Origin of the sequence: Johnsonella ignava ATCC 51276, from assembly GCF_000235445.1 — a bacterium.
GTDB lineage: Bacteria > Bacillota > Clostridia > Lachnospirales > Lachnospiraceae > Johnsonella > Johnsonella ignava.
Genome location: NZ_JH378831.1, coordinates 1 through 23788, shown reverse-complemented (window position 1 = coordinate 23788; position 23788 = coordinate 1). Strand labels below are relative to the sequence as shown.

General features: G+C 34.0%; 15 protein-coding genes, 2 tRNA genes, 1 rRNA gene and 1 pseudogene. 17 read left to right on the top strand and 2 right to left on the bottom strand.

Annotated features, from left to right (window positions below; genetic code table 11):
- Positions 1 to 91: 91 nt before the first annotated feature.
- The 9 genes and pseudogenes from HMPREF9333_RS04600 (at position 92) to HMPREF9333_RS04550 (ending at position 11325) form a co-directional block, all read left to right on the top strand.
- A complete protein-coding gene (locus tag HMPREF9333_RS04600; protein WP_005540178.1) occupies positions 92 to 367 on the top strand; it encodes a CBO2463/CBO2479 domain-containing protein in 276 nt (91 codons plus the stop codon).
- Positions 364 to 1089 carry a D-proline reductase (dithiol) protein PrdB gene (gene prdB, locus HMPREF9333_RS12515; RefSeq protein WP_083816578.1) on the top strand — a complete coding sequence of 242 codons (726 nt, stop codon included), beginning with the start codon at positions 364 to 366 and terminating at the stop codon, positions 1087 to 1089. The genes HMPREF9333_RS04600 and prdB overlap by 4 nt, the downstream gene beginning before the upstream one ends.
- 236 nt (positions 1090 to 1325) lie before the next feature.
- Positions 1326 to 2564: pseudogene (prdD, locus tag HMPREF9333_RS13250) on the top strand (proline reductase cluster protein PrdD).
- A gap of 134 nt (positions 2565 to 2698) precedes the next feature.
- On the top strand, positions 2699 to 3703 hold the full coding sequence (locus HMPREF9333_RS04575; RefSeq protein ID WP_005540169.1) for a proline racemase: 1005 nt from the start codon (positions 2699 to 2701) through the stop codon (positions 3701 to 3703).
- Between the two features lie 65 nt (positions 3704 to 3768).
- A complete protein-coding gene (locus HMPREF9333_RS04570; protein ID WP_005540168.1) occupies positions 3769 to 4698 on the top strand; it encodes a sulfite exporter TauE/SafE family protein in 930 nt (309 codons plus the stop codon).
- 329 nt (positions 4699 to 5027) lie between these two features.
- Positions 5028 to 6728, top strand: coding sequence for a hypothetical protein (locus tag HMPREF9333_RS04565; protein ID WP_005540166.1), 1701 nt, complete (start codon positions 5028 to 5030; stop codon positions 6726 to 6728).
- Positions 6729 to 6906: 178 nt separating this feature from the next.
- Complete coding sequence (locus HMPREF9333_RS04560; protein ID WP_005540164.1) at positions 6907 to 8607, top strand: hypothetical protein; 1701 nt, start codon at positions 6907 to 6909, stop codon at positions 8605 to 8607.
- A gap of 167 nt (positions 8608 to 8774) precedes the next feature.
- Positions 8775 to 10055: a serine--tRNA ligase gene (gene serS, locus HMPREF9333_RS04555; protein WP_005540163.1), complete on the top strand. Its 1281-nt coding sequence runs from the start codon at positions 8775 to 8777 to the stop codon at positions 10053 to 10055.
- 61 nt (positions 10056 to 10116) lie between these two features.
- Positions 10117 to 11325, top strand: coding sequence for an NADP-dependent isocitrate dehydrogenase (locus tag HMPREF9333_RS04550; protein ID WP_005540162.1), 1209 nt, complete (start codon positions 10117 to 10119; stop codon positions 11323 to 11325).
- A 113-nt stretch (positions 11326 to 11438) separates the two neighbouring features.
- Here HMPREF9333_RS04550 and HMPREF9333_RS04545 read toward each other — a convergent pair whose 3' ends face one another.
- Complete coding sequence (locus HMPREF9333_RS04545) at positions 11439 to 13184, bottom strand: Rqc2 family fibronectin-binding protein (RefSeq protein WP_005540159.1); 1746 nt, start codon at positions 13182 to 13184, stop codon at positions 11439 to 11441.
- Positions 13185 to 13661: 477 nt separating this feature from the next.
- Here HMPREF9333_RS04545 and HMPREF9333_RS04540 point away from each other — a divergent pair, with 477 nt between their 5' ends.
- The 5 genes from HMPREF9333_RS04540 (at position 13662) to HMPREF9333_RS04520 (ending at position 21255) form a co-directional block, all read left to right on the top strand.
- Positions 13662 to 16163 carry a hypothetical protein gene (locus tag HMPREF9333_RS04540; protein ID WP_005540157.1) on the top strand — a complete coding sequence of 834 codons (2502 nt, stop codon included), beginning with the start codon at positions 13662 to 13664 and terminating at the stop codon, positions 16161 to 16163.
- A gap of 370 nt (positions 16164 to 16533) precedes the next feature.
- Positions 16534 to 17151: a superoxide dismutase gene (locus tag HMPREF9333_RS04535; RefSeq protein ID WP_005540155.1), complete on the top strand. Its 618-nt coding sequence runs from the start codon at positions 16534 to 16536 to the stop codon at positions 17149 to 17151.
- Positions 17152 to 17479: 328 nt separating this feature from the next.
- Positions 17480 to 18934: a glutamate--tRNA ligase gene (gltX, locus tag HMPREF9333_RS04530; RefSeq protein ID WP_005540154.1), complete on the top strand. Its 1455-nt coding sequence runs from the start codon at positions 17480 to 17482 to the stop codon at positions 18932 to 18934.
- Between the two features lie 89 nt (positions 18935 to 19023).
- Positions 19024 to 20880: an ATP-dependent helicase gene (locus HMPREF9333_RS04525; protein ID WP_005540153.1), complete on the top strand. Its 1857-nt coding sequence runs from the start codon at positions 19024 to 19026 to the stop codon at positions 20878 to 20880.
- A gap of 48 nt (positions 20881 to 20928) precedes the next feature.
- Entirely contained in the window at positions 20929 to 21255 is a 327-nt protein-coding gene (locus HMPREF9333_RS04520; RefSeq protein ID WP_005540152.1) for a DUF1292 domain-containing protein, read from the top strand.
- Positions 21256 to 21336: 81 nt separating this feature from the next.
- On the opposite strand, the gene ychF is transcribed toward HMPREF9333_RS04520, so the two are convergent.
- Complete coding sequence (gene ychF, locus HMPREF9333_RS04515) at positions 21337 to 22434, bottom strand: redox-regulated ATPase YchF (protein WP_005540151.1); 1098 nt, start codon at positions 22432 to 22434, stop codon at positions 21337 to 21339.
- A gap of 255 nt (positions 22435 to 22689) precedes the next feature.
- Here ychF and HMPREF9333_RS04510 point away from each other — a divergent pair.
- The 3 genes from HMPREF9333_RS04510 to HMPREF9333_RS04500 all read left to right on the top strand — a co-directional run.
- Positions 22690 to 22775: transfer RNA gene (locus HMPREF9333_RS04510), tRNA-Ser, on the top strand.
- 104 nt (positions 22776 to 22879) lie between these two features.
- Positions 22880 to 22968: transfer RNA gene (locus HMPREF9333_RS04505), tRNA-Ser, on the top strand.
- A 300-nt stretch (positions 22969 to 23268) separates the two neighbouring features.
- A 16S ribosomal RNA gene (locus HMPREF9333_RS04500) occupies positions 23269 to 23788 on the top strand; the annotation flags it as partial.

Here is a 23788-nt window from a genome sequence, read left to right as displayed (position 1 = left end):
TGTTTTAATTATATGCTCTTATTTTACATGGGTTTAATTAAAAAACGGTACTATATAAAATATCCATATAAAATTTAATTAAGGAGAATATATGTATAATCTTAAATATGCTTCTACTGAAAATTATGTAGAAGGAGTTATAGTAGAGGTAAAGGACGGACTTGTAGGGATTGATCTTAAAGGAAGGATGGGAAGCTGGAGAGTGCCGGTAAGAATGGTTATAACCGACTATGAGCTTAAACCCGGACTTGAGGTTGGCTTCTTGCTTAGTTATCCTGAAGTTCTCGGTCCTGAGATTAATGAAAAATATTCTCAAAACATAGAACATAAAAGATTAAAAGAAAAAGAAATGGAGGAGAAGGAATGAGCATTACAGCAATAAAAGGGCTTCAGTCCGAAATATTTGTTCCTGTAACACCGCCGCCGGTATGGACACCTGCCACAAAACCGTTAAAAGATGCAGTTGTTGCAATTGCAACGGCAGCCGGTGTACATTTAAAGACAGATAAAAGATTTAATCTTGCAGGTGATTTTTCATTCAGAAAAATTCCCGGAGATGTAAAAGGTGAAGAATTAATGGTATCCCACGGAGGATATGATAATGGTGATGTTAATAAGGACATCAACTGTATGTTTCCTATAGAGAGACTTCAGGAAATTGCAAAGGAAGGCTTTATAAAAGCAGTTGCACCTACACATATAGGCTTTATGGGAGGCGGCGGAGACCAGGATAAGTTTACTCATGAAACAGGTCCCGAGATAGCAAAGATACTTAAAGATGAAGGTGTGGACTACGCTCTTTTAACCGCAGGCTGAGGTACTTGCCACCGCTCTGCCGTGATTGTGCAGAGAGCGATTGAAGCAGCAGGTATTCCGACAATTATAATTGCGGCATTACCTCCTGTAGTAAGACAAAACGGAACTCCAAGGGCAGTTGCTCCACGTGTTCCTATGGGTGCAAATGCAGGTGCTCCACATGATAAAGAGATGCAGACAGCTATAGTTAAGGCTGCACTTGAGGAGTTATTAAAAATTTCAAGTGCAGGTCAGATAGTTCCTCTGCCGTATGAATATACCGCAAAGGTTTAAAATAATATTTATATACATAAATCCTATATTTTTAAGTATAAGATTTGGATAAAATATTATAAAATAAATCAAACCGTCATATAAGGATATTTATATTATTTTAAGTAGTAGTGATTTTCATTTGTTTTTAGCACAAATTTATGATAAAATCTACTTAGAGATTTGTATCAATTGCAAATCAAAAAATAATTGTATTTCCTGAAATATGGCGGTTTTTTAAATTTTGGAGGTATACTGTGGATAGTATAGAATTGAGGAGACTTGTAGTACGTTCATATCATGTAAATGAGGTTAAGATTTGTGAAAAATTTAGTTTTAACAATAAAGTCTTATGTATTGATAATTCTTGTATAGCTCCTCTTTTAGAAGATGAGCTTATAAAAAAAATTGATATAAGAATTATAAAACCGCATGAGCATGATATTGAGATAAATACAATAATGGACATAATACCTATATCGGTAAAGGCTCTTGGAAAGCTTGGAAGCGGTATAACACATACAATTACAGGGGCTTATGTTATGCTTACAGGATGTGATGAAGACGGGCGTCAGATGCATGAATTCGGGTCATCGGAAGGTATACTTAAGGAAAAGCTAAGGCTTAATATGGCAGGAACTCCTTCCTCTCAGGATATAATAATACATGTTGATGTACTTTTAAAAGGAGGGGAAGTATACGACAGACACCTGCCGCTTGCCGCATTTAGAGCCTGTGATGAGATAATAAGCCATATACGTGGGGTTTTAAGGACTCAGGATGCAAGAAGTGCCGATGAGGTTCATGAATTTTATGACAGAGTCAGGATGGGTGCAAAAAAGGTAGCCATAGTGAAACAGGTGGCAGGGCAGGGAGCCATGTATGACAACTGGCTTTTTCCGGACCAGCCCTCAGGATATAACGGTGGAGTCTCTATAATAGATATAGGCAATATGCCGATAGTTTTATCGCCAAATGAGTATAGAGACGGTACACTTCGTTCAATGGATTAGAAAGGAGAATTTATGGGCGTAGGACCATCTACAAAGGAAACAAGTCTGCATCATTTCAGGGATCCGCTGCTTGATGTAATATCCGAGGATACAGACCTTGATCTGCTTGGTGTAATAATAGTGGGTACACCTCAGGATAATGCTTCTAAAGAGAGAGTGGGTCAAAGGACTGCACAGCTTCTTGAAGCTATGCGTGCCGACGGATGTATAATTTCATGCGACGGTTGGGGGAATTCACACGTTGACTATGCAAATACTATAGAGGAGATAGGTATAAGAAATATACCGGTAGTAGGTATAACATTTAACGGAACTCAGGCAAAGTTTGTAGTCAGCAATAAATATATGGATACCATAGTTGATATGAATAAATCGGAAAAGGGCATAGAAACTGAGGTAGTAGGAGAAAATACTGTTAATAAAACGGATGCAAGAAAGGCTGCTGCATTCTTAAAACTTAAGATGCGTAATAATACAAGATAGCAGTGGTTAATATATTATATTGTAATACTGTATAAAAATTACTTTGTGGCAATACGGATTATTTGCTGGCTTAAAAATATATCCGGTGTTCACAGGTATTAAGTATTTTATAAATATTTTAAGGAGGAAGAATAATGATTTTTTCTAGAGGATTACATGCAATTGACTCACATACAGCAGGTGAGCCGACAAGGATTATTATAGGAGGTATCCCGAATATTAAGGGTTCAAGTATGCCTGAAAAAAAAGCTTATCTTGAAAAGCATCTTGACCATATAAGAACAGCTGTAATGCTTGAGCCGAGAGGGCATAATGATATGTTCGGTTCTATACTTACTACACCTACAAATGATGAAGCTGATTTTGGGATAATATTTATGGATGGAGGCGGCTATCTTAACATGTGCGGACATGGTACAATAGGTGCCGTTACTGCTGCGATTGAGACAGGTATGGTTGATATGGTTGAACCCGTAACAAAGGTAGTTCTTGAAGCTCCGGCAGGTATAATAAGGGCAGAGGCAAATGTTGAAAATAAAAAGGTAAAGAGCGTAGCATTTGTAAATGTTCCGGCATTTTTGTATAAAAAGGATCAGGTAGTTAATCTTGACGGAAAAGATATTAAATTTGATATTTCTTTTGGAGGCAGTTTCTTTGCAATAGTACATGCAGGTCAGTTCGGACTTGAAATTAAGCCTGAAAATACTTCAAAACTTACTGAGGCGGCACTTAAGCTCAGGGATAAAATTAATTCTACTATTGAAATTGCGCATCCGACACTTTCACATATCAAGACTGTTGATTTGGTAGAGATCTATGATAAGCCAACACATCCCGAGGCAAATTATAAAAATGTTGTTATATTCGGACAGGGACAGGTTGACCGTTCACCATGCGGAACAGGAACTTCAGCAAAGCTTGCAACTCTTCATGCAAAAGGTGAGATAAAGGAAGGCGAGAAATTTGTATATGAAAGTATACTGGGTACACTTTTTTACGGCGAGATTGTAGGTACAACAAAAGTGGGTGAATATAATGCAGTACTTCCGAAGATTGCAGGTTCAGCATATATTACAGGATTTAATCATTTTGTAATTGATGAAACAGATCCTGTAAAATACGGATTTGTATTAAAATAACTGCTTGCAGTATTAGCTAAACCTTTCAATAGGCAAAGGAATTATTTAAATTTTAGGAGATAAGTATGAATATTTTAATGTTTACATCAGCAGAAGCAAAATCTACATTTCCGGTTGCGACTGTGCTTCTTGTTGTTCTTGCAATACTTGGACTTGCTTTTGCAGTAGTCTTTGTTAAAGATCTTATGGATCACAAAGATAAACTTGAAAAAGATACAAGTTTTATAGTAACTTTTATAATAGGTGCAGTTGCAAACTTCTTTGATACACTTGGAATAGGTTCATTTGCCCCTACAACATCTGCACTTAGATTTACAAAGCAGACTGAGGATAGGCTTATACCCGGTACTTTAAATGTTGCCTGCTGTATTCCGGTTATTGCTGAGGCGTTTTTATTTATAAAGGCGGTAGATGTAAGCCCGGTAACCCTTGTAGGTATGATTGTAGCTGCAACAGTAGGTTCATATATAGGTGCAGGTATAGTTTCAAAGCTTCCTACTCAAAAGGTGCAGCTTGTAATGGGAGTTGCATTATTTGTAACAGGTGTAATTTTTGCACTTCAGCTTGCCAAGTTATTCCCTTCAGGTGATGAACAATCTTTAGTTGTAGGACTTACAGGTATACAGCTTATAATAGCTATAGCTGTAAATTTCCTTTTAGGTGCTCTTATGACTGCAGGAATCGGTTTGTATGCACCATGTATGGCACTTGTATATCTGTTGGGAATGAATCCAAGGGTGGCATTTCCTATTATGATGGGTTCATGTGCATATCTTATGCCTGTGGCTTCAATAAAGTTTGTAAAGGAAGGTGCCTATAACAGAGTGGCATCTCTTATGATTACAATTGGCGGAGTAATTGGTGTACTGGTTGCATTCTTTATTGTTAAGGATATGCCTCTTGGAGTGCTTAAGGTTCTTGTAACAGTAGTTATTTTCTATACCTCTGTTACATTGTTTTTGTCTGCTACTAAGAAAAAAGAGGGTAATAAATAATAAAATAAGTTTAAAAATCCGCTGCTTATAGATTGTATAAAACAGTTATAGGCAGGGGATTTTTTATATTTTAAGCTTTAGACAGTATATAGAATATATATTAAATATATTTATATTATTGATTTTTTTTTGTTTTGAATATATAATTTATTTAAATACAATTGATAAATAGTGTTTTATTAAAAGTTTTATGAAGCTGAATTTATCTATGGAGGATAATTTCAGATAAAAACTTAGCTTTTTCAATGTAAAATAATGTTTAAATAAGGAGGGCAGCTTCTTATTCCTGTTTCTGTGAAGATAGGAATTTATAAAAGCTTTTGTAGGCTATGAAAACAAGCAATATCAGGAGTATCAAATTATTTGATTCGGAAAAGAAAATTTCTTTTGCAATAGCTCTGGTTATATGGTTGACTATGTACCTTACCGGATGGTCAAGGATTTATATTAGAGGTACAAGTGGAGTAGATATGGAATGTTCATTATTACATCTGGTGTTTTTATATTTTCTTGTTCATCATACAAAGCATTTTATAATTAATATTAGAGATGATAAGTATAAGACTGCATTGTATATAGCATCAGCATATTTTATACTGAATATTATAATTTTGCTTCTGACCTGGCCAGGACTAATTCGTTTTGATGACTTACTTTGCTTTTCATGTATTAGAGAATATACATTCTATGTATGGCAGCATTTTATTACGGCATTGTATTATTTGCTCTGCATGAAAACGCTGCCGTTTGCAACCGGACTTATTATAATTCAAGTGTATATAATAGCACTTATAGTAGGATACAGCATTTCAAGCATAGCCTTTGCGTACGTTGATGATATTCGAAGCAGGAAGATTTTAATAGTATTACTTTTTTTGTCTGTAAATTTCCTTCCGGTTATGTCATATAGCCTGTCAGGTTACAGGATAGCTTTATATAGTTTTTTTGAATTGCTTTTTATAGCTGAAATAATAACCATAAAAAAGCAGGATGGGATTATAGAAAAAGATAGACTTACGGGACTGGTTATATTATGCATTATTCTGGCAGTATGGAGATCTGAGGGAATATATTATATTATTTTATTCCCTGTATTGTTAATGTTTATAAAAGATAAAATAGAAAAAAAAACCAGTATAATTTTTTACTGTGCTGTGGTAGCGATAATTTCAATGTTAATGGTAAAGCTTAATAATATAGCTATTTCAAGTAATGATTATTCAATTACCGCAACATTTATGCCTCTTCCGGAGCTTGTTATTAACGCTGATAAGGAAAGGGATAAAGAGATTTTATCTGAAATGGATAAGGTAATAAATCTGAATGTAATATATCAAAATCCGAATGAGTCTGCTGAGAAACTTTTTTGGGATAAGGACTTGATAAAAAAAGGATATTCAAATGCTGATTACAAAAACTATATCAGAGCATATTTAAAGCTTGTTTTTAGACATCCTTTAACAGCATTTAAGCCTATGTGGAACAATTTTTTGGCTTCAGCAGGAATTACAACTATTGAAAACGGATATCCATTGCTTCGCTCAAATCTTTATGTATATGATATTTTGTTTGAAGAGCAGTCTGAGATGGACAGACTTATAGATGAAAATATACTTCCACATACAGAATTATATGAATACAAAAAACAGCCGCTTACAAAGAAAGGGTGGGATAATATAGACTCAATCTTTAAAAAACCGATTAACCGAAAATTGAGAACAGCTGTTACCAGAATTATAGCAGGTATTAACAGCAGAGGCAGAGTTACTATATTATATAGGATTTTTTGGAACTTTTTTATTCCGCTTATTTTGGTAATGATTTGTTTTATATATAAAATTTTAAAAAGAGACTGGTTTATTGCTGCTGTAATTTTACTTGTACTTTGCAGGACGGCACTTGTATTTGTAACATCAAGTGCCCCTTATTTAATGTATTATATACCTGCTTATATGTCGGCATACATTTTATCATTTTTTATAATATTTATGATTTTTTACAAAAGTACAAAGCCGTTAAATAACAGTTAGATTTATATATTGATTTTAATATAATAACAACAGCCACAGTTTTGGCAGTTTATTTTAAAATAGTTTGGAATACGGTCCCCGGAGAGGGAAGATACATAATACTACTTTATGATGTGAGGAGGGTAGCTTTTTATTCCTGTTTCTGTGAGAAGAGGAATTTATAAAAGCTTTTTAGGTTATGAAAATAAGTAATATCAGAAATATAAAATTATTTGATTCAGAAGAAAAAAAATCTTTTGCAATAGCTTTAGTAATATGGTTGGTTATGAACCTTACCGGATGGGCCAGTATGTATTTTAAGCCTACAGACGAGTTGCATATGGAATTTATTTTATTACATCTTGCATTTTTATACTTTCTTGTCCATCGTACAAAGCATTTTATAATTAATATTAAAGATGATAAATACAAGGCTGCAATATGTATAGCAGCGGTATATTTTATATTTAATATTATAATTTTATTTTTAATATGGCCCGGACTTATGAGGCACGATGATCTAATGAGCTTTTTATATACTAAATCCTATATATTATATGTATGGCAGCATTTTATTACCGGTATATATTATTTTGTCTGCCTGAAAACACTGCCATTTGCAACGGGACTTATTATAATTCAATTATATATAATAGCACTTATAACAGGATACAGCATTTCAAATATAGCCTTTGCATATGTTGATGATCCCCGCAGGAGAAAAATTTTAATGGCAATACTTTTTTTGCCTGTAAATTTTCTTCCGGTTATGGCATATAGTCTGTCAGGATACAGGATAGCTTTATATACTTTTTTTGAGCTGTTGTTTATATCAGAAATAATAACGATAAAAAAGCAGGATAAAATTATAGGAAAGAATAAACTTGCAGATCTGACTGTATTATGTATTATGCTGGCAGTATGGAGAACAGAAGGTATATACTATATTATTTTATTTCCGATACTGTTAATATTTATAAAAGATAAAATAGAAAAAAATCTCAGTATAATGTTCTATTGTATTGTAGTAGCAGCTATTTCAGTGCTAATAGGAAAACTCAATAATATAGCTACCGGAAGCAGCAACTATTCACTTACTGCAACATTTATGCCACTTCCGGACCTTGTTCTTAATGCTGATAAGGCAAAGGACAAAGATATTTTATCTGAAATGGATAAAGTTATAGATCTGAATGTAATATACCAGAATCCGGATGAAACTGCTGAGAGACTTTTTTGGGACAAGGATTTGGTAAGGAAGGAGTATTCAGATGCCGATTATAAGAAATATATGGGAGCATATTTAAAGCTTGTACTTAGATATCCTTTAAGAGCATTTAAGCCCATGTGGGATAATTTTTTAGCTTCATCAGGTATTACAACAGTTGAAAACGGATATCCGCTGCTTCGTTCAAATATTTATGTATATGACACTTTATTTGAAGAACAGTCTGAAATGGAGAGGCTTATAGACGAAAAAATAATTCCGCAGACAGCATTGTATGAATGGAGTGAGCAGCCGTCTACAAAAAATGCATGGGATGTTACAGATTCAATGTTTAAAAAACCAATTAATCAAAAATTAAGAATGGATATTATAAGGATGATAGGTGGTATTAACAGCAGAGCGAGAATTACTGTATTGTATAGAATTTTCTGGAATCTTTTTATTCCGCTTATTTTAATAATATTTTGTTTTATATATAAAATATTAAAAAGAGATTGGTTTATGGCTACTGTAATTTTAACTGTATTTGGCAGGGTTGCACTGGTATTCTTAACATCAAGTGCCACTTACCTTATGTATTATTTGCCGGCTTATATGTCTGCATACATTATGTCTTTTTTTATATTTTTTATGATGTTTTACAACGGTAGAAGGTCATTATATAAAAAATAGATTTTATATTGATTTTAAATTAAGAAAAATATTCCAAACACAGGTGCCGAACGCAAATGCTAGACGTTAATTATTGTAAAGATAATACCTTTATAGTATAATTTATGCTGTAGTTTGATGTATGGGTTATTTTTTGGAAAAAGTATAAATATAAAGGGAGGAATAGTATGCTTGACATAAGATTTGTAAGAGAAAATGCAGATATTGTAAGGGAGAATTTAAGAAAGAAATTTCAGGAAAAAAAACTTCCTCTTGTTGATAAGGTAATAGAACTTGATTTAAAATCAAGACAGGTTCAGAAAGAGGCTGATGACTTAAGGGCTGAAAAAAATAAAATAAGTAAAAAAATAGGCGAATATATGGCAAAAGGCAATACTCAAGAAGCAGAAAGTGTAAAAAATAAAGTTGCCTTAATAAATGACAGGCTTAAGGAGATTGAGCCTTGTGAAAGCGAACTTGAGTTACAGATAAGGGATATAATGCTTGTACTTCCTAATATTATAGATGAAACTGTGCCTATAGGAAAGGATGATACTGAAAATGTGGAAGTTACAAGATATGGAGATCCTTTTGTACCGGATTTTGAAGTTCCCTATCATACCGATATCATGGAGAAACTTAACGGTATTGATCTTGACAGTGCAAGAAAGGTTGCCGGAAACGGTTTCTACTACTTGACTGGAGATATAGCGAGACTTCATAGTGCTGTAATTTCATATGCAAGGGATTTTATGATAGACCGTGGTTTTACATATTGTGTACCTCCTTTTATGATACGGTCTGAGGTCGTAACAGGCGTTATGAGCTTTAGTGAGATGGAGGCAATGATGTACAAGATAGAAGGCGAAGATTTGTATCTTATAGGTACAAGTGAACATTCAATGATTGGAAAATTTATAGATACAATCAATGATGAAGAAAAACTTCCATATACACTTACTTCATATTCTCCATGTTTCAGAAAAGAAAAGGGAGCACATGGTATAGAGGAAAGAGGGGTATATCGTATACATCAGTTTGAAAAACAGGAGATGATAGTTATATGCAGGCCTGATGAGTCAAGAATGTGGTTTGATAAATTATGGCAGAATACAGTTGACTTTTTCAGAAGTCTTGACATACCGGTGAGAACGCTTGAATGTTGTTCAGGTGATCTCGCAGATCTTAAGGTTAAATCGTATGATGTTGAGGCATGGTCTCCTCGTCAGAAAAAATATTTTGAAGTGGGAAGCTGCTCAAATCTTACAGATGCACAGGCAAGAAGACTGAGAATAAGAGTTAAGTGCCAGGATGGAAGCAGATATTTTGCACATACTTTAAACAATACAGTAACCGCTCCTCCAAGGATGCTTATTGCATTGCTTGAGAATAATTTAAACAGAGACGGTAGTGTGAGAATTCCTGAGAAGCTTAGACCTTATATGGGAGGGCAGGAGCTTATAAAATAGCATTTGCATTGAATCATTTTAAGTTGTTATAAATACAGATGATAAAGAAAGAGCTTGAATTATGGCAAAAATAGATATGGATATCCCTGTCGTTGAGATGGACGGAGATGAGATGACAAGAGTTTTATGGGCACTTATAAAGGAACATCTTATATGTCCTTATGTCAATCTGAAAAGTGAATATTATGATCTAGGACTTAAAAATCGTGATTATACAGATGACAATGTTACATGGGAGGCGGCAAGGGCAGCTAAAAGATATAAGGTAGCAGTAAAGTGTGCCACTATAACTCCAAATGCCCAGAGAGTTAAGGAATATAACCTTAAAAACATGTGGAAAAGCCCAAATGGCACTATAAGGGCTGTGCTTGACGGTACCGTATTCAGAAGTCCTATAATAGTTAAAGGAATACAGCCATATGTAAGAACATGGAAAAAACCTATAAGTATAGCAAGGCATGCTTACGGTGATATTTATAAAAATGTTGAGCTTTATACCCAGAAAGGAGCAAAGGCAGAGCTTGTAGTCAGCTATGAGGACGGCAGGCAGGAAAGAAGTCTGATACATGAATTTGACTGTCCGGGCATAGTACAGGGAATACATAATATTGACAGTTCAATTGAAAGTTTTGCAAGGAGCTGCATGAATTATGCTCTTGATAAAGGGGAAAATCTTTGGTTTTCAACAAAAGACACTATATCTAAGCAGTATGATCATCATTTTAAAGATATATTTCAAAAAATATATGATGAAGAATACAGCATAAAATTTCAGGAAAAAAACATAGAATATTTTTATACCCTTATAGATGATGCTGCTGCCAGAGTTATAAAATCTGATGGCGGATTTATATGGGCACTTAAAAATTATGATGGTGATGTCATGAGTGATCTTATATCCTCCGCTTTTGGCTCACTGGCAATGATGAGTTCTGTTCTTGTGTCGCCTGAAGGAGTATATGAATATGAGGCGGCACATGGGACTATACAGAAGCATTATTATAGATATCTAAATGGAGAGAGCACCTCAAGCAATTCTGTTGCCACAATTTTTGCATGGAGCGGTGCATTAAAAAAGAGAGCTGAACTGGACGGTATCAGCGAGCTTTTAGAGTTTTCAAAGAAACTTGAAAAGTCGGTGCTTTTAACTATTGAATCCGGCATGATGACAGGCGATCTGGCAGGTATTTTTACGGGAGACATCAAAAAAATACTTAATTCAGAGGAATTTATAACTGCAATCAGGCATAATCTTGAAAATATATTGTAAATGCCTGATTTAAAATTTTAAATCAGGCATTAAATGATGTAGGTCAGGTGAGTATCCTGAAGTTTTTGTAAACCTCCAAACCGGTATAAAGAAAGCTTTACCCGGTTTGGAGGTTATTTTTTAACTTCATGAAGTTTATTTGAAGGATTTATACTCATTGACCAGTTATTATGGTATATTACAAATCCGGGTGCTGTACCGTTTACTTTCTTGATATTTTTTCTTCTGACATAATCAACCTCAACTTTTGAATTTTTTCCTGATTTTGAATAGTATGCGGCAAGCCCTGCCGCTTCTTCAAAGGTTTTGTCAGTAGGTTCCTTTCCTTCACATTTGATTATAACATGTGAACCGGGCACTCCCTTTGCATGAAACCACCAGTCATCAGAAACAGCCTTTTTAAAAGTGATTTCTTCATTTTGATAATTATTTTTTCCCACGAATATATCAAATCCGTCTGAAGATATAAAATGAAGTGGTTTTGATTTTATTTTAGTATCTTTAACACTGCTTCTTTTTTTAATGTAACCATATTGGACAAGTTCATTTTTAACTTGTAAAAGGTCATCATCATCTTCCAAAAGGTCGAGTGATACTAAGATTGAGTTAAGGTGTTCTATATCTGAACGGGTTTTTTTAATTTCAGATGAAAGTGCTTCTTTTGTTCTTTTAAGCTTTGAATATTTTTCATAATAATTAACTGCATTTTCTGATGCGGACATAGTACTATCCAGTGGTATGGATATTTCGTTGTCATTATCATAATAATTTTTGCATATTAAAATATCTTCTCCGCCTTTAAGATCGTATGAATAAGTATTTATAAGGTCTGCATAAATTTTGAATTTTTCCTTTTTATCACTGTCTATAATCTGCTTTTCCTGAAGAGCGTATTTTTTATTGTTTTTTTCAAGCAGGCTGTTTATATGACGTCTTAATTCGGCAGTTTTCTGCCTTATACGTTCATATCTGCTTTTTTGAGAGTAATAATCATATAAAAGACTGCTTATACTTGTGTAAATAACTGTTTCATAAACAGGTGATTTAAATGAACTTAAATTAAAAGATGCAAATTCGACAGGAACCCCATTTTTATATATAATCCGGGGATAAAATACGGATTGTTTTACATCATCAAGCAATATATTAAATATATTGTAAATATGCGTTATTGTATCCGTATCAAATGAATCACAGGCAGCTTCACTGTTTATACCGCATCTTAAACAAATTTCATCTGAACAAAGAGGGCTTATTCCTGAAAAAGACATATAAAGTGTTTTACCCAGATTCTGTTTGGAGTTTCTAAGTAAAACTGAAAATTCTTCAAAACATGTACTTAACGGTTCTGCTTTTTTAAGTGATTCAGGTAAAAAATAACTTCTGCCCGGGAGAACCTCTCTTAATGAACTTAAATGTGAGGGAATACGTTTTATACTGTCAAGTATTTTGTCAGATAAATCTGTAAATATTATATTTGAGTGTTTTCCCATAAGCTCAATATATAGCTTTTTATGGCATATATCACCAAGCTCGTCAAAATGTTCAAATATAATTTCAACTATCCTCTCAAGACCCTGCTGTTTTATAGAGATAATACGGGCATTTCCGATATGTTTCCTTAAAAGCATACAGAAAGCCGGTGCAGTTGAGGGATTTTTTTTGATTTCATCAGTCAGATACATAAGTGGCAGTGAGGGGCTTGCCGATATAAGGAGCTTATAGTTTTGTGAATTGTTTTTTATATTAAGTATTATCTCATCACTCTCAGGCATTGATATTTTTGATATTCTGCCTCCTGTAAGTTTTGAATTGAGTTCAAAAACCAGATTGGCTGTTACTATACCGTCAAAAGCCATAGATGCCTCCATTTGCTGTATTTTTATAATCTGAACATGTATGTCTGTAATATTTTCTTGATTTATGAACCTGCTGAATCAGGTATTTCCGGTTTAAACATTGCAGGTACTTTATGCTATTCTTATGCTATGTATGCTTGTATTCATGCACAATCGACCAATGAATGATGATTTTATTATCGTTTCATTAGAACTGTATATTTGTAACAATATAAATATGCAAAAATAATAGTATAAAATTCAAGGTAGGGATCATTATAACTGATTTTTAGTAAAAATGCCATACATAGATATATGGACAAAGAGACAGTTTAAAGGTATATTAATATTGTAACAAAAAAAACTATAACGCATGGCGGTGAATATGCCGGAAAATATTACTTGTTGCATATATTTGCCTGTATTTATGGTAAAAATATAGTTTAATCAAACAGCAAATATGTCGGAAGGTATTAATATTTATATAAGGAGAGGAAGATGAAAGTGATAAGAGAAAAGTTTCAGAATGAATTTAAAACAAAAAGCTTTAGAAGCAGGATGTTAAAAACAGCAGTCGTACTTTTTACAGCATGTATACTTGCTGTTTCGGCATTATCGGGTTGTTCACAAAACAATAAAAATAATGCTGATTCGATGAATGATACTGCTAAAAAGGACGGACAGACTGAGAACGGGGTACTTTATATAAAAAAAGACGGTCTGTATGAGCATAGTTTTTCAAATAATACAAATAACCTTTTGTACAGGACTTATAACTTTAATAAAATGGATACAAATGGTCCTGCCGCACAGTATTCACAAGATGGAAAATATCTATATTATCTTGAACGTTCTAATTCAGGCAATACATTAAAGGTTATGGAACCCGGTAAAGAAGGTAAAAAGTCTGATAAGGCTGAATCAAACAATAAGGATCAGGAGGATAACAGCCGGGAAAACAATGTAATTGCTTCTGATGTTGAGGATTTTAGGATATTAAAGGGTGGAGAGATATTATATAAAAAGTCTTCAGAAGGCGGTTTATACATATATAGAGATAATGATTCCGATAAAATTTCAGGGTATGTTGAGGAGTATTTTTTAAATAAAGATGAGGACCTTATGCTTTTTTATACTGATAATACCGGTTCCGATATTTATAAAGAAAAATCTTACTATAATTCAATGATTGCTGGCATTGAACCATGCGAAACAGGTACACTTTATTATTATGATCTTAAAAATAATGAAAAGGGCAGAGAGAAGATACAGGACGGCATACTGACAGGAAGCATTAAATATTCACAGGACTTTAAAATTGTATATTATATTAAAAAAGAAGAAGACAAACAGGTTCTCTATTGTATAAAAGGGCTTAAAGAAAGTGCTGATAATACAGTTGAGCCTGAGCTTATAGCACAGGGAGATATTATAAATAATCTGCATGTAGATTCTGAAACAGGCAATTTTTATTACCAGATAGAGGAGAAAGATGACAGGTTATATGATTTGTTTATAGATGATGATATGACTACTGATATTGAAAATCCTGCAAAGCCTCAAATAAGTGAGGAAGATAAAAAAAATATGTTTGAGACGAAGAAAGTTATATCTGATAAGGAACTTAAGGAATATGCTCTACTAAATATGGAGGAAGAATTCAGAAAATCTCTTAAAGAAAAATTTAAAATATTTCATTTCGGTGCTGTGTTCTATTATAACACAAGTGAATCAAAGAAGCTTTCTGATAATGCATATATGTATATACCCAAGTATGAACGTGTTGAAAATACTATAAAAAACAATACGGTTTTTTTTGATGAAATTGATGTCAACAATATTGAAAAAATAAAGTTGTCTGAAGCCTTTAGCGATTATTTAAATTGTCTTAATCAGAAGATGAATTATTCATCAGATGATGAATATAAAAAAGCTGATAAAGAAGATAATGATAAAGCAAAGGAATTAGATATAGATAAACTGATATATGAGTATTATCATGAAAGACAAAGTCCTTTAGGAGAATATTTTTATTATAGAAAAACAGATAAAAAGGACAAAGAAGAGGCACTTGAAGAAGAACGCAGGAAGCATGGAACATCCTCAGACTACGGTGATGACAATAGCCTGTATGAATATGGCAAAGATGAATACGACAGTTTATATGATGATGATATTTATGATTATGACAGTGCTTACTATGGCTGGAGTTACAGTGATACTTCAGACGATATTGCGGATGAGTTTTTTTACGTACTAGGTATTATACGTAAAAAAGTATTTAATACATGTTTTGTATCAGGTGATGAGGTTTACGGTTTTAATCTGGACAATGATTATATAATTGATGTATGTGTTGACAATAAAAATAAAAAAGTTTACTTTAGGAGATTTAGTGATGAGAGAGTAAAAATGTTAAAAGAACTCAGCACATTTAATGAATACTTTTTTAAAATGGAATCCGAGGGTCTGGATTATAAGAAAATTTATTTAGTTCCTATGGAGTTTTGTAAGGCTGATCTGTCTGAAAGTAAGGTTGATAATTTTGAACTTATGGATGATGAGGTCAGCAGCATAAGCGGTGTATATGGCGGAAAGATTTACTATATGAAAGATGAACTTAATAATGACTATGAATATTCTTTTAATGGTACACTTTATTGTGACGGTAAGAAGATAAGACCTGATATAGATAATATCATTGTAAATGACGGTACAATTTATTTACAGACTGAAAGCGATAGAGGTATTAATGCAACCTACAGTCTTTATAAACTTGATGCTGATAATAAAGCGGAAAAGATAGCAGCAGATGTTTATGATCATAAAATTCTCAGTGATAAAAGTGTAGTTTATGTGAATAACTATAACAAGAATAGGAATAAAGGTGATTTAAAATTATGGAAAGACAAAGATCATGATGAATTGCTTGATAAGGATGTGGTTAGTTTAATTGGTGGCGAACGTGATTATTATTATGATTTTAGAGACTTCTATTAAGTGTAAAATCAGATAAAGCCTGTTAATGAATATATGACTTTATTCTTGTTGAAACCTTTTAGTATAGAGCTGTCGTTTAACGAGTTTTTTCGTTGCGGCAGCTCTATATTTTGCTTATTGTACATTTAATAAAAATTTTACACAATTATATTGTGCACATAGACGAATTTACTTCTAAAGTCATATTTATTGCATTTTCTTCTTGACTTTAATCTGTTATATGCTATCCTTTATATAAGATATTTGATTGTTTCAGATATACTTGCAACCCATATAATTTTGGTAAATTATGAACTGTCTATATGGCAGTTTGCCAAATTCAAAGCAACTTACAAATAATATACTTTAATTTTTAAGGAGGGATTTTACTATGTACAAACAAATTGAACTTGCTTACGGTTTTAATGCACTTGAACCTTATATTGATGCACTTACTATGGAAACACATTATACAAAGCATCATGCGGCATATACAAAGAACTTAAATGATGCTTCACAAAAAGCAGGGGTTGACGGAAAAGAAATCACAAAACTGCTTGCAGAGCTTGATTTAATTGCGGATGAAGGACTTAGAAAGGCCATAAGAAACAATGGAGGAGGATTCTATAATCATAACCTTTATTTTGATATAATGGCTCCGAACGGTGCCAAAGAACCGCAGGGCAAGCTCGCAGAAGCTATAAATAAGGAGTTTGGAAGCTTTGAAGCTTTTAAAGAAAAGATAAGTGCCGCAGGCGCAGGACAATTTGGTTCAGGCTGGGCATGGCTTTCAAGTGATAAAAACGGAAAGCTTTATGTGTCTGCAACACCAAATCAGGATAATCCAATCATGGAAGGAAAAGGGCTTATACCTGTATTAGGTATAGATGTATGGGAACATGCTTATTACCTTAAGTATAAAAATCTTAGAGGAGATTATATAAAGGCTTTCTTTAATGTAGTTGACTGGAATAAGGTTTCAAAAAATTATGAAAATGCATTAGCTTAAATATATCGTATATACTTTTTAATATAAGGACCGGTTTTCTGTGTGAAACCCGGTCCTTATTATAATGCTCTTATATAATATTTAAATTATTCTATCTATATGATAATGATAAATATTTATCTTTATATTTTTATAATTATTTTAAGTACACATATATTTTAGTGGGTAAAATATAAAGAGTCTGCTGAAATGATATTATTAAAACTTTTATAATATTGCCTTACTTGCAATGTTGGAGTATACTGTTATCGTTCGTTTCAAATGATAGAAACACGGCAATTTTGCATATTTTATACAATTTTAAAAACTGAAAGGAATTTATATAAATATGACGAAAATCAGAACCAGATTTGCACCAAGTCCTACGGGCAAGATGCATGTCGGCAATCTGCGTACCGCATTATATGCCTATCTTATAGCAAAACATGAAGGCGGAGAATTTATACTTCGTATTGAAGACACTGATAGAGAAAGGCAGGTTGACGGTGCAGTCGATATAATATATAGAACTATGGAGAAAACAGGACTAATACATGATGAAGGTCCTGATAAGGATGGAGGCTGTGGTCCTTATGTTCAGAGCGAGAGACATAAGGCAGGGATGTACCTTGGGTATGCAAAGCAGCTTATAGAAAAGGGAGAGGCATATTATTGCTTTTGTGATGAAAAAAGGCTTGAAAAGCTTAAAAGCAGTGTTGGAGATGAGGAAATCTTTGTATATGATAAGCATTGTTTGGGGCTTTCAAAAGCGGAAGTTGAAGCTAATTTAAAATCGGGCATGCCTTATGTTATAAGGCAGAATAATCCGAATACAGGAACTACAACTTTCCATGATGAGATATATGGAGATATAACTGTTGATAATAAAGAGCTCGATGATATGGTACTTATAAAATCGGACGGTTATCCGACTTATAATTTTGCAAATGTGGTTGACGACCATCTTATGGGGATAACTCATATTGTAAGAGGAAATGAGTATCTTTCATCATCACCTAAATATAACAGACTTTATGAAGCATTCGGTTGGGAGATACCTGTATATATACATTGTCCTACTATAACCAATGAGGAGCATAAAAAACTTTCAAAAAGAAGCGGGCATGCTTCATTTGAGGATTTAATAGAGCAAGGGTTCAGTGCAGAGGCGATTGTAAATTTTGTAGCACTTCTTGGATGGTCGCCTGAGGATAATCAGGAGATATTTTCAATGCAGGGACTTATAAAGGCTTTTGATTACAGGCATATAAGTAAATCTCCGGCAGTATTTGATATGGTAAAGCTTAGGTGGATGAATGGTGAGTATTTAAAGGCTATGGATGAAGAGAGATTTTTTGCTATGGCAGAGCCTTACATAAACGAAGTCATAAAAAAGCCGCTTAACAGGGAAAAGATAGCAGCTATGGTGAAGACAAGAATAGAGGTGCTTACTGAAATAGCTTCACACATAGATTTCTTTGAAAAACTGCCTGAATATGATATATCCATGTATATACATAAAAAGATGAAAACTGATGCCGCTTCCTCGCTTAAGGTGCTTGAGGAAACATTTGTACTGCTTAAAGAAATGGACGATTATACAAATGATTCACTGTATAGTAGGCTGCGTGAATATGCAGAAAGCAATAATTATAAAATAGGTTTTATAATGTGGCCTTTAAGGACTGCACTTTCAGGCAGGCTTATGACTCCCGCAGGTGCTACTGAAATTATGGAAATACTTGGGAAAGAAGAAAGTCTTGAGAGGATAAAAATTGGTATTGGTAAGCTTAAAACAGCATAACGGCACTATCAGAAACTATTTGAAATGTAATACAGTTATGATTAAATATGTAACAAGTATAAACTGTTGCATATATAAGGGACAAAGATATGCTACAGCTTACTAAAAATCAGGAGAAGGCAGTTACCTATGGTAATGGTCCTCTTATGGTAATTGCAGGTCCGGGTTCAGGGAAAACTTTTGTAATTACAATGAGAGTAAAGTATCTTATAAAGAACCTTAAGGTAAAACCGAAAAGCATATTGGTACTTACTTTTTCAAGAGTGGCGGCACTCCAGATGAAGGAGAGGTTTATAGAATACACATCAAAATCTTCTTATATTGACACGGTTTATGACGGAGTTACATGGGGAACATTTCATGCCGTATTTTTTTCTATGATTAAGGCTGTCTATGGCTATAATGCAGCTCAGGTACTTAATGAAGATGAAAAATACAATATTATAAAAGTGCTTTTAAAACAGTATGAACCTGATATGGAAGAACTTTCGACTCTTATATCGCAAATAATACAGGAAATTGCACTTATAAAGCAGGAGATGATTGATATAAGGTATTACTATTCAAAATCGTGTGCGGCAGATGTTTTTAGAGAAATTTACAAAGGCTATGGAAAAAGGCTTGCTTTTATAAAGAAAATTGATTTTGAAGATATGCTTTTGATGGCTTATGAGCTGCTGCTAAAAAGGCAGGATATAAGGAAAGCATATAATGAGAGATTTAAGTATATACTTGTTGATGAGTTTCAGGATATTAATCGTATACAGTATGAAATTGTAAGGATGCTTGCAGGAAACAGTCAAAATCTTACAGTTGTGGGAGATGACGATCAGTCTATTTATGGTTTTAGAGGTGCAAGACCTGAGATTATGCTTGGTTTTAAGAATGATTATCCAAATTCGGAAACTATACTGCTTGATATCAATTTCAGATCCGGTATTCACATAGTAAATTGTGTACAAAGATTTATATCACATAATAAAAAACGCTTTAAAAAGGAAGTTTTCGCCTCAGAAAGAGAATCAAGACCTCCTGAAATTATAGAATATAACAGCCCTATGCATCAGTTTAAGTCAATTATTCAGGATATAAAAGGATATATCAAATCGGGTTGGTGCTATGATGATATAGCAGTACTTTATAGGATAAATATACAGCCTAGGCTTCTTACAAAATTTTTTATGGAGGAAAATATCCCGTTTACTATAAATGATACCGTTCCGGATTTATATTCGCACTGGATTTCAGAAGATATAATATCTTATATTAAGGTTGCAAACGGTATTGCCGGTTTAAATGACTGGTTAAGGATAATAAATCATCCGAACAGATATATAAAGAGAGAGGCTTTAAGAGGATCAGATTCATGCTCATGTATTAAACAGCTGTATTCATATTATTCAGATACGGAATATATGATTAAAAGAATTAGTGAATTAGAGCATAATATTCGTGTAGTAAAGAGCTTAAGTACGGTAAGAGCAATTAAATACATAAGAGGTGCAGTGGGTTATGATGATTTTATAAGAGAGTATGCTTATGACAGAGGTATAGACGATTATGATTTTTTGAATATTCTATCTGAGCTTGAAGAAAGCAGTTCAGGTTTTAAGACTTTTAAAGACTGGTTTAAATATATAGATGATTATCGAATACAACTTGCAAACAGCTCCGGCTTAATAAAAACAAAAAAAAGCGGCGGTGTAAGTCTTATGAGTTTTCATTCTTCAAAAGGACTTGAATATAAAATAGTCTATATAATTGATGTAAACAAGGGGATCATGCCATATAAAAAGGCGGTATCAAAGGATGAACTGGAGGAAGAAAGAAGGATGTTTTATGTAGCAATGACAAGAGCTAGAGACAGACTTTTTTTATGTACCTGCAAAAGGGGATTTAACGGAAAAAATGAACCTTCTATATTTTTAAATGAATTAAAACAGTAAATTTGTAGACACTGATATTTAGATGCAGTGTGTTTAGAAAGGAATTTTATGAGCGATAAATATGATAAAGGCGATTTGTTTGAGGGTGATGAGCTTACTGTAACAATTAAGCTTGAGGATAATACTGAAATTGAATGTATAGTGCTTAATATATTTGAGGTTGATACGAGAGAGTATATAGCGGTTCTGCCTGAAGATGAAGAATGTGAAGATGTGTATCTTTATAGATATACACAGAAAGATGACGGGGAACCTGAACTGACGAATATAGAAAGCGATGAGGAATATGAGGCTGTAGTTGATGCATTTGAAGAAATACTTGATATGCAGGAATTTGAAGAATTTCTTTCAGAAGATGACGACTTTAAAGATTGAGGTAAATTTAAAATCGTAAAAGTCTCGATTTTATTTTACAAAAAAACCAGCCCTCATTTAAGAAAAGGGTTGGTTTTTTGTCTATACATTAAATCTAAAAAGTATCACATCTCCGTCTTTTACAACATATTCTTTGCCCTCAAGTCTCATAAGACCTTTGTCTTTTGCCGCTGCCGATGAACCGCAGTCAATAAGATCCTGAAAATTAATTACTTCCGCTCTTATAAAACCTCTTTCAAAATCACTGTGAATTTTTCCTGCAGCCCCGGGAGCTTTTGTTCCTTTTTTTATAGTCCATGCCCTTGTTTCATCTTCGCCCGATGTTAAAAAACTCAAAAGTCCTAAAAGATCATAGCTTGCAGATATAAGCTTATCAAGCCCTGATTCCTTTATACCCAATGCTTCAAGATATTCCGATTTTTCATCATCATCCAGCTGTGCAATTTCTTCTTCTATTTTAGCACAAACTAAAAAAACCTTTGAAGATGTTTCTGAAGCTAATTTTCGTACTTCCTTAACGTATTTATTGTTTTCTCCTTCATCAATTAAATCGTTTTCAGCTACATTTGCAGCATAAATTACAGGCATATAGGTTATAAGCCCCAGTGAAGATACAAAATCGCTTATTTCATCATCGTCAGTTATAAATATCTTTGCAGGCTTTCCGGATTCAAGTATATCCTTAAGCTCTTTCATAATATCAAGCTCTTTTTTTAGTTTTTTATCATTGACAGCGGATTTTGCAGTTTTTGCAATGCGCCTTTCAAGTATCTCAATATCAGCAAATATAAGTTCAAGATTAATTGTTTCTATATCACGTATAGGATCAACTGTACCATCGACATGTACTACATTCTCATCCTCAAAACATCTTACTACATGAACTATGGCATCACATTCACGTATATTGGAAAGAAATTGATTGCCAAGTCCTTCACCTTTGCTTGCACCTTTTACCAGACCTGCTATATCTACAAAATCAATTACTGCAGGTGTTACTTTTTTTGATTTATATAAATCTCCAAGCAGCTTAAGTCTTTTATCGGGTACGGCAACCACCCCTACATTAGGATCAATAGTACAGAAAGGGTAATTTGCTGCAGCTGCCCCTGCTTTTGTAAGGGAATTGAATAATGTGCTTTTTCCTACATTTGGAAGCCCTACAATTCCAAGCTTCATTATATTTCCTCCATGAATCTAATATATTTTTAAGATATTGTATCATATAGGTGTGATTCTTTCTATGCTATTTTTAAATGAGTATGTTTAAATGTATTTTTTACCACAACTACATATATGGTGGATACGGATGTAAGTATGCAGATATAGTGCTTATAATCAAGTTATATAATTATCATTTAAAATAGTTTACAAAATAATTAAAAAGTGCTTGACAAAACAAGTCTATACGGCTAAAATAACAAAGCACCTTACGGAGAGGTATCGAAGTGGTCATAACGAGGCGGTCTTGAAAACCGTTTGTCCGCAAGGGCGCGTGGGTTCGAATCCCACCCTCTCCGCTGGCTTTATGCTGTATGTCGGCGGACGAGCCGCATATTTGCAGTTATTGCATATTTTGCAGTAATATAAAGATGGAAAAAGAACTCTTAGCAAAACCGATTCAGCAGAAGTACCCAAGAGGCTGAAGGGGCTCCCCTGGAAAGGGAGTAGATCGTTAATAGCGGTGCGAGGGTTCAAATCCCTCCTTCTGCGCTGTTTTTAAAATATATAAAACAGCGGTGCAAAGAACTGAACCTTGAAAACCAAAGATTAAACAGTACACACAACCCTGAAATTTCTTAAAAACAATAAGAAATGCAGCATGTATAAATTTATTTATATATGTATATATTGTATATATATGTATACTTATGTATGTTATTTATAAAATAAAATTTAAGTTTATAAATAAATGCTGCACCTTGCCGCAAAGAAGCGGCAGGTTTCAAGGAACGAAAACCTAAAAAACCAAGTAAAAAAGGAAACAAATGCCGGCAGGCATAATGAGAGAATCAAACAGAGAGTTTGATCCTGGCTCAGGATGAACGCTGGCGGCGTGCTTAACACATGCAAGTCGAACGGAGACTTTTTCAGTGTAACCTTCGGGGAGCAAGAGAAAGTCTTAGTGGCGGACGGGTGAGTAACGCGTGGGCAACCTGCCTCGCACCGTGGGATAACAGGGGGAAGCTCCTGCTAATACCGCATAAAGTATATAGACGCATGTCAATATACAAAAAGGGATACCGGTGAGAGATGGGCCCGCGTCCGATTAGATAGTTGGCAGGATAGCAGCCTACCAAGTCAACGATCGGTAGCCGGCTTGAGAGAGTGGACGGCCACACTGGGACTGAGACACGGCCCAGACTCCTACGGGAGGCAGCAGTGGGGAATATTGGACAATGGGGGCAACCCTGATCCAGCGACGCCGCGTGAGTGAAGAAGTATCTCGGTACGTAAAGCTCTATCAGCAGGGAAGAAAAAAGCGGTACCTGACTAAGAAGCCCCGGCTAACTACGTGCCAGCAGCCGCGGTA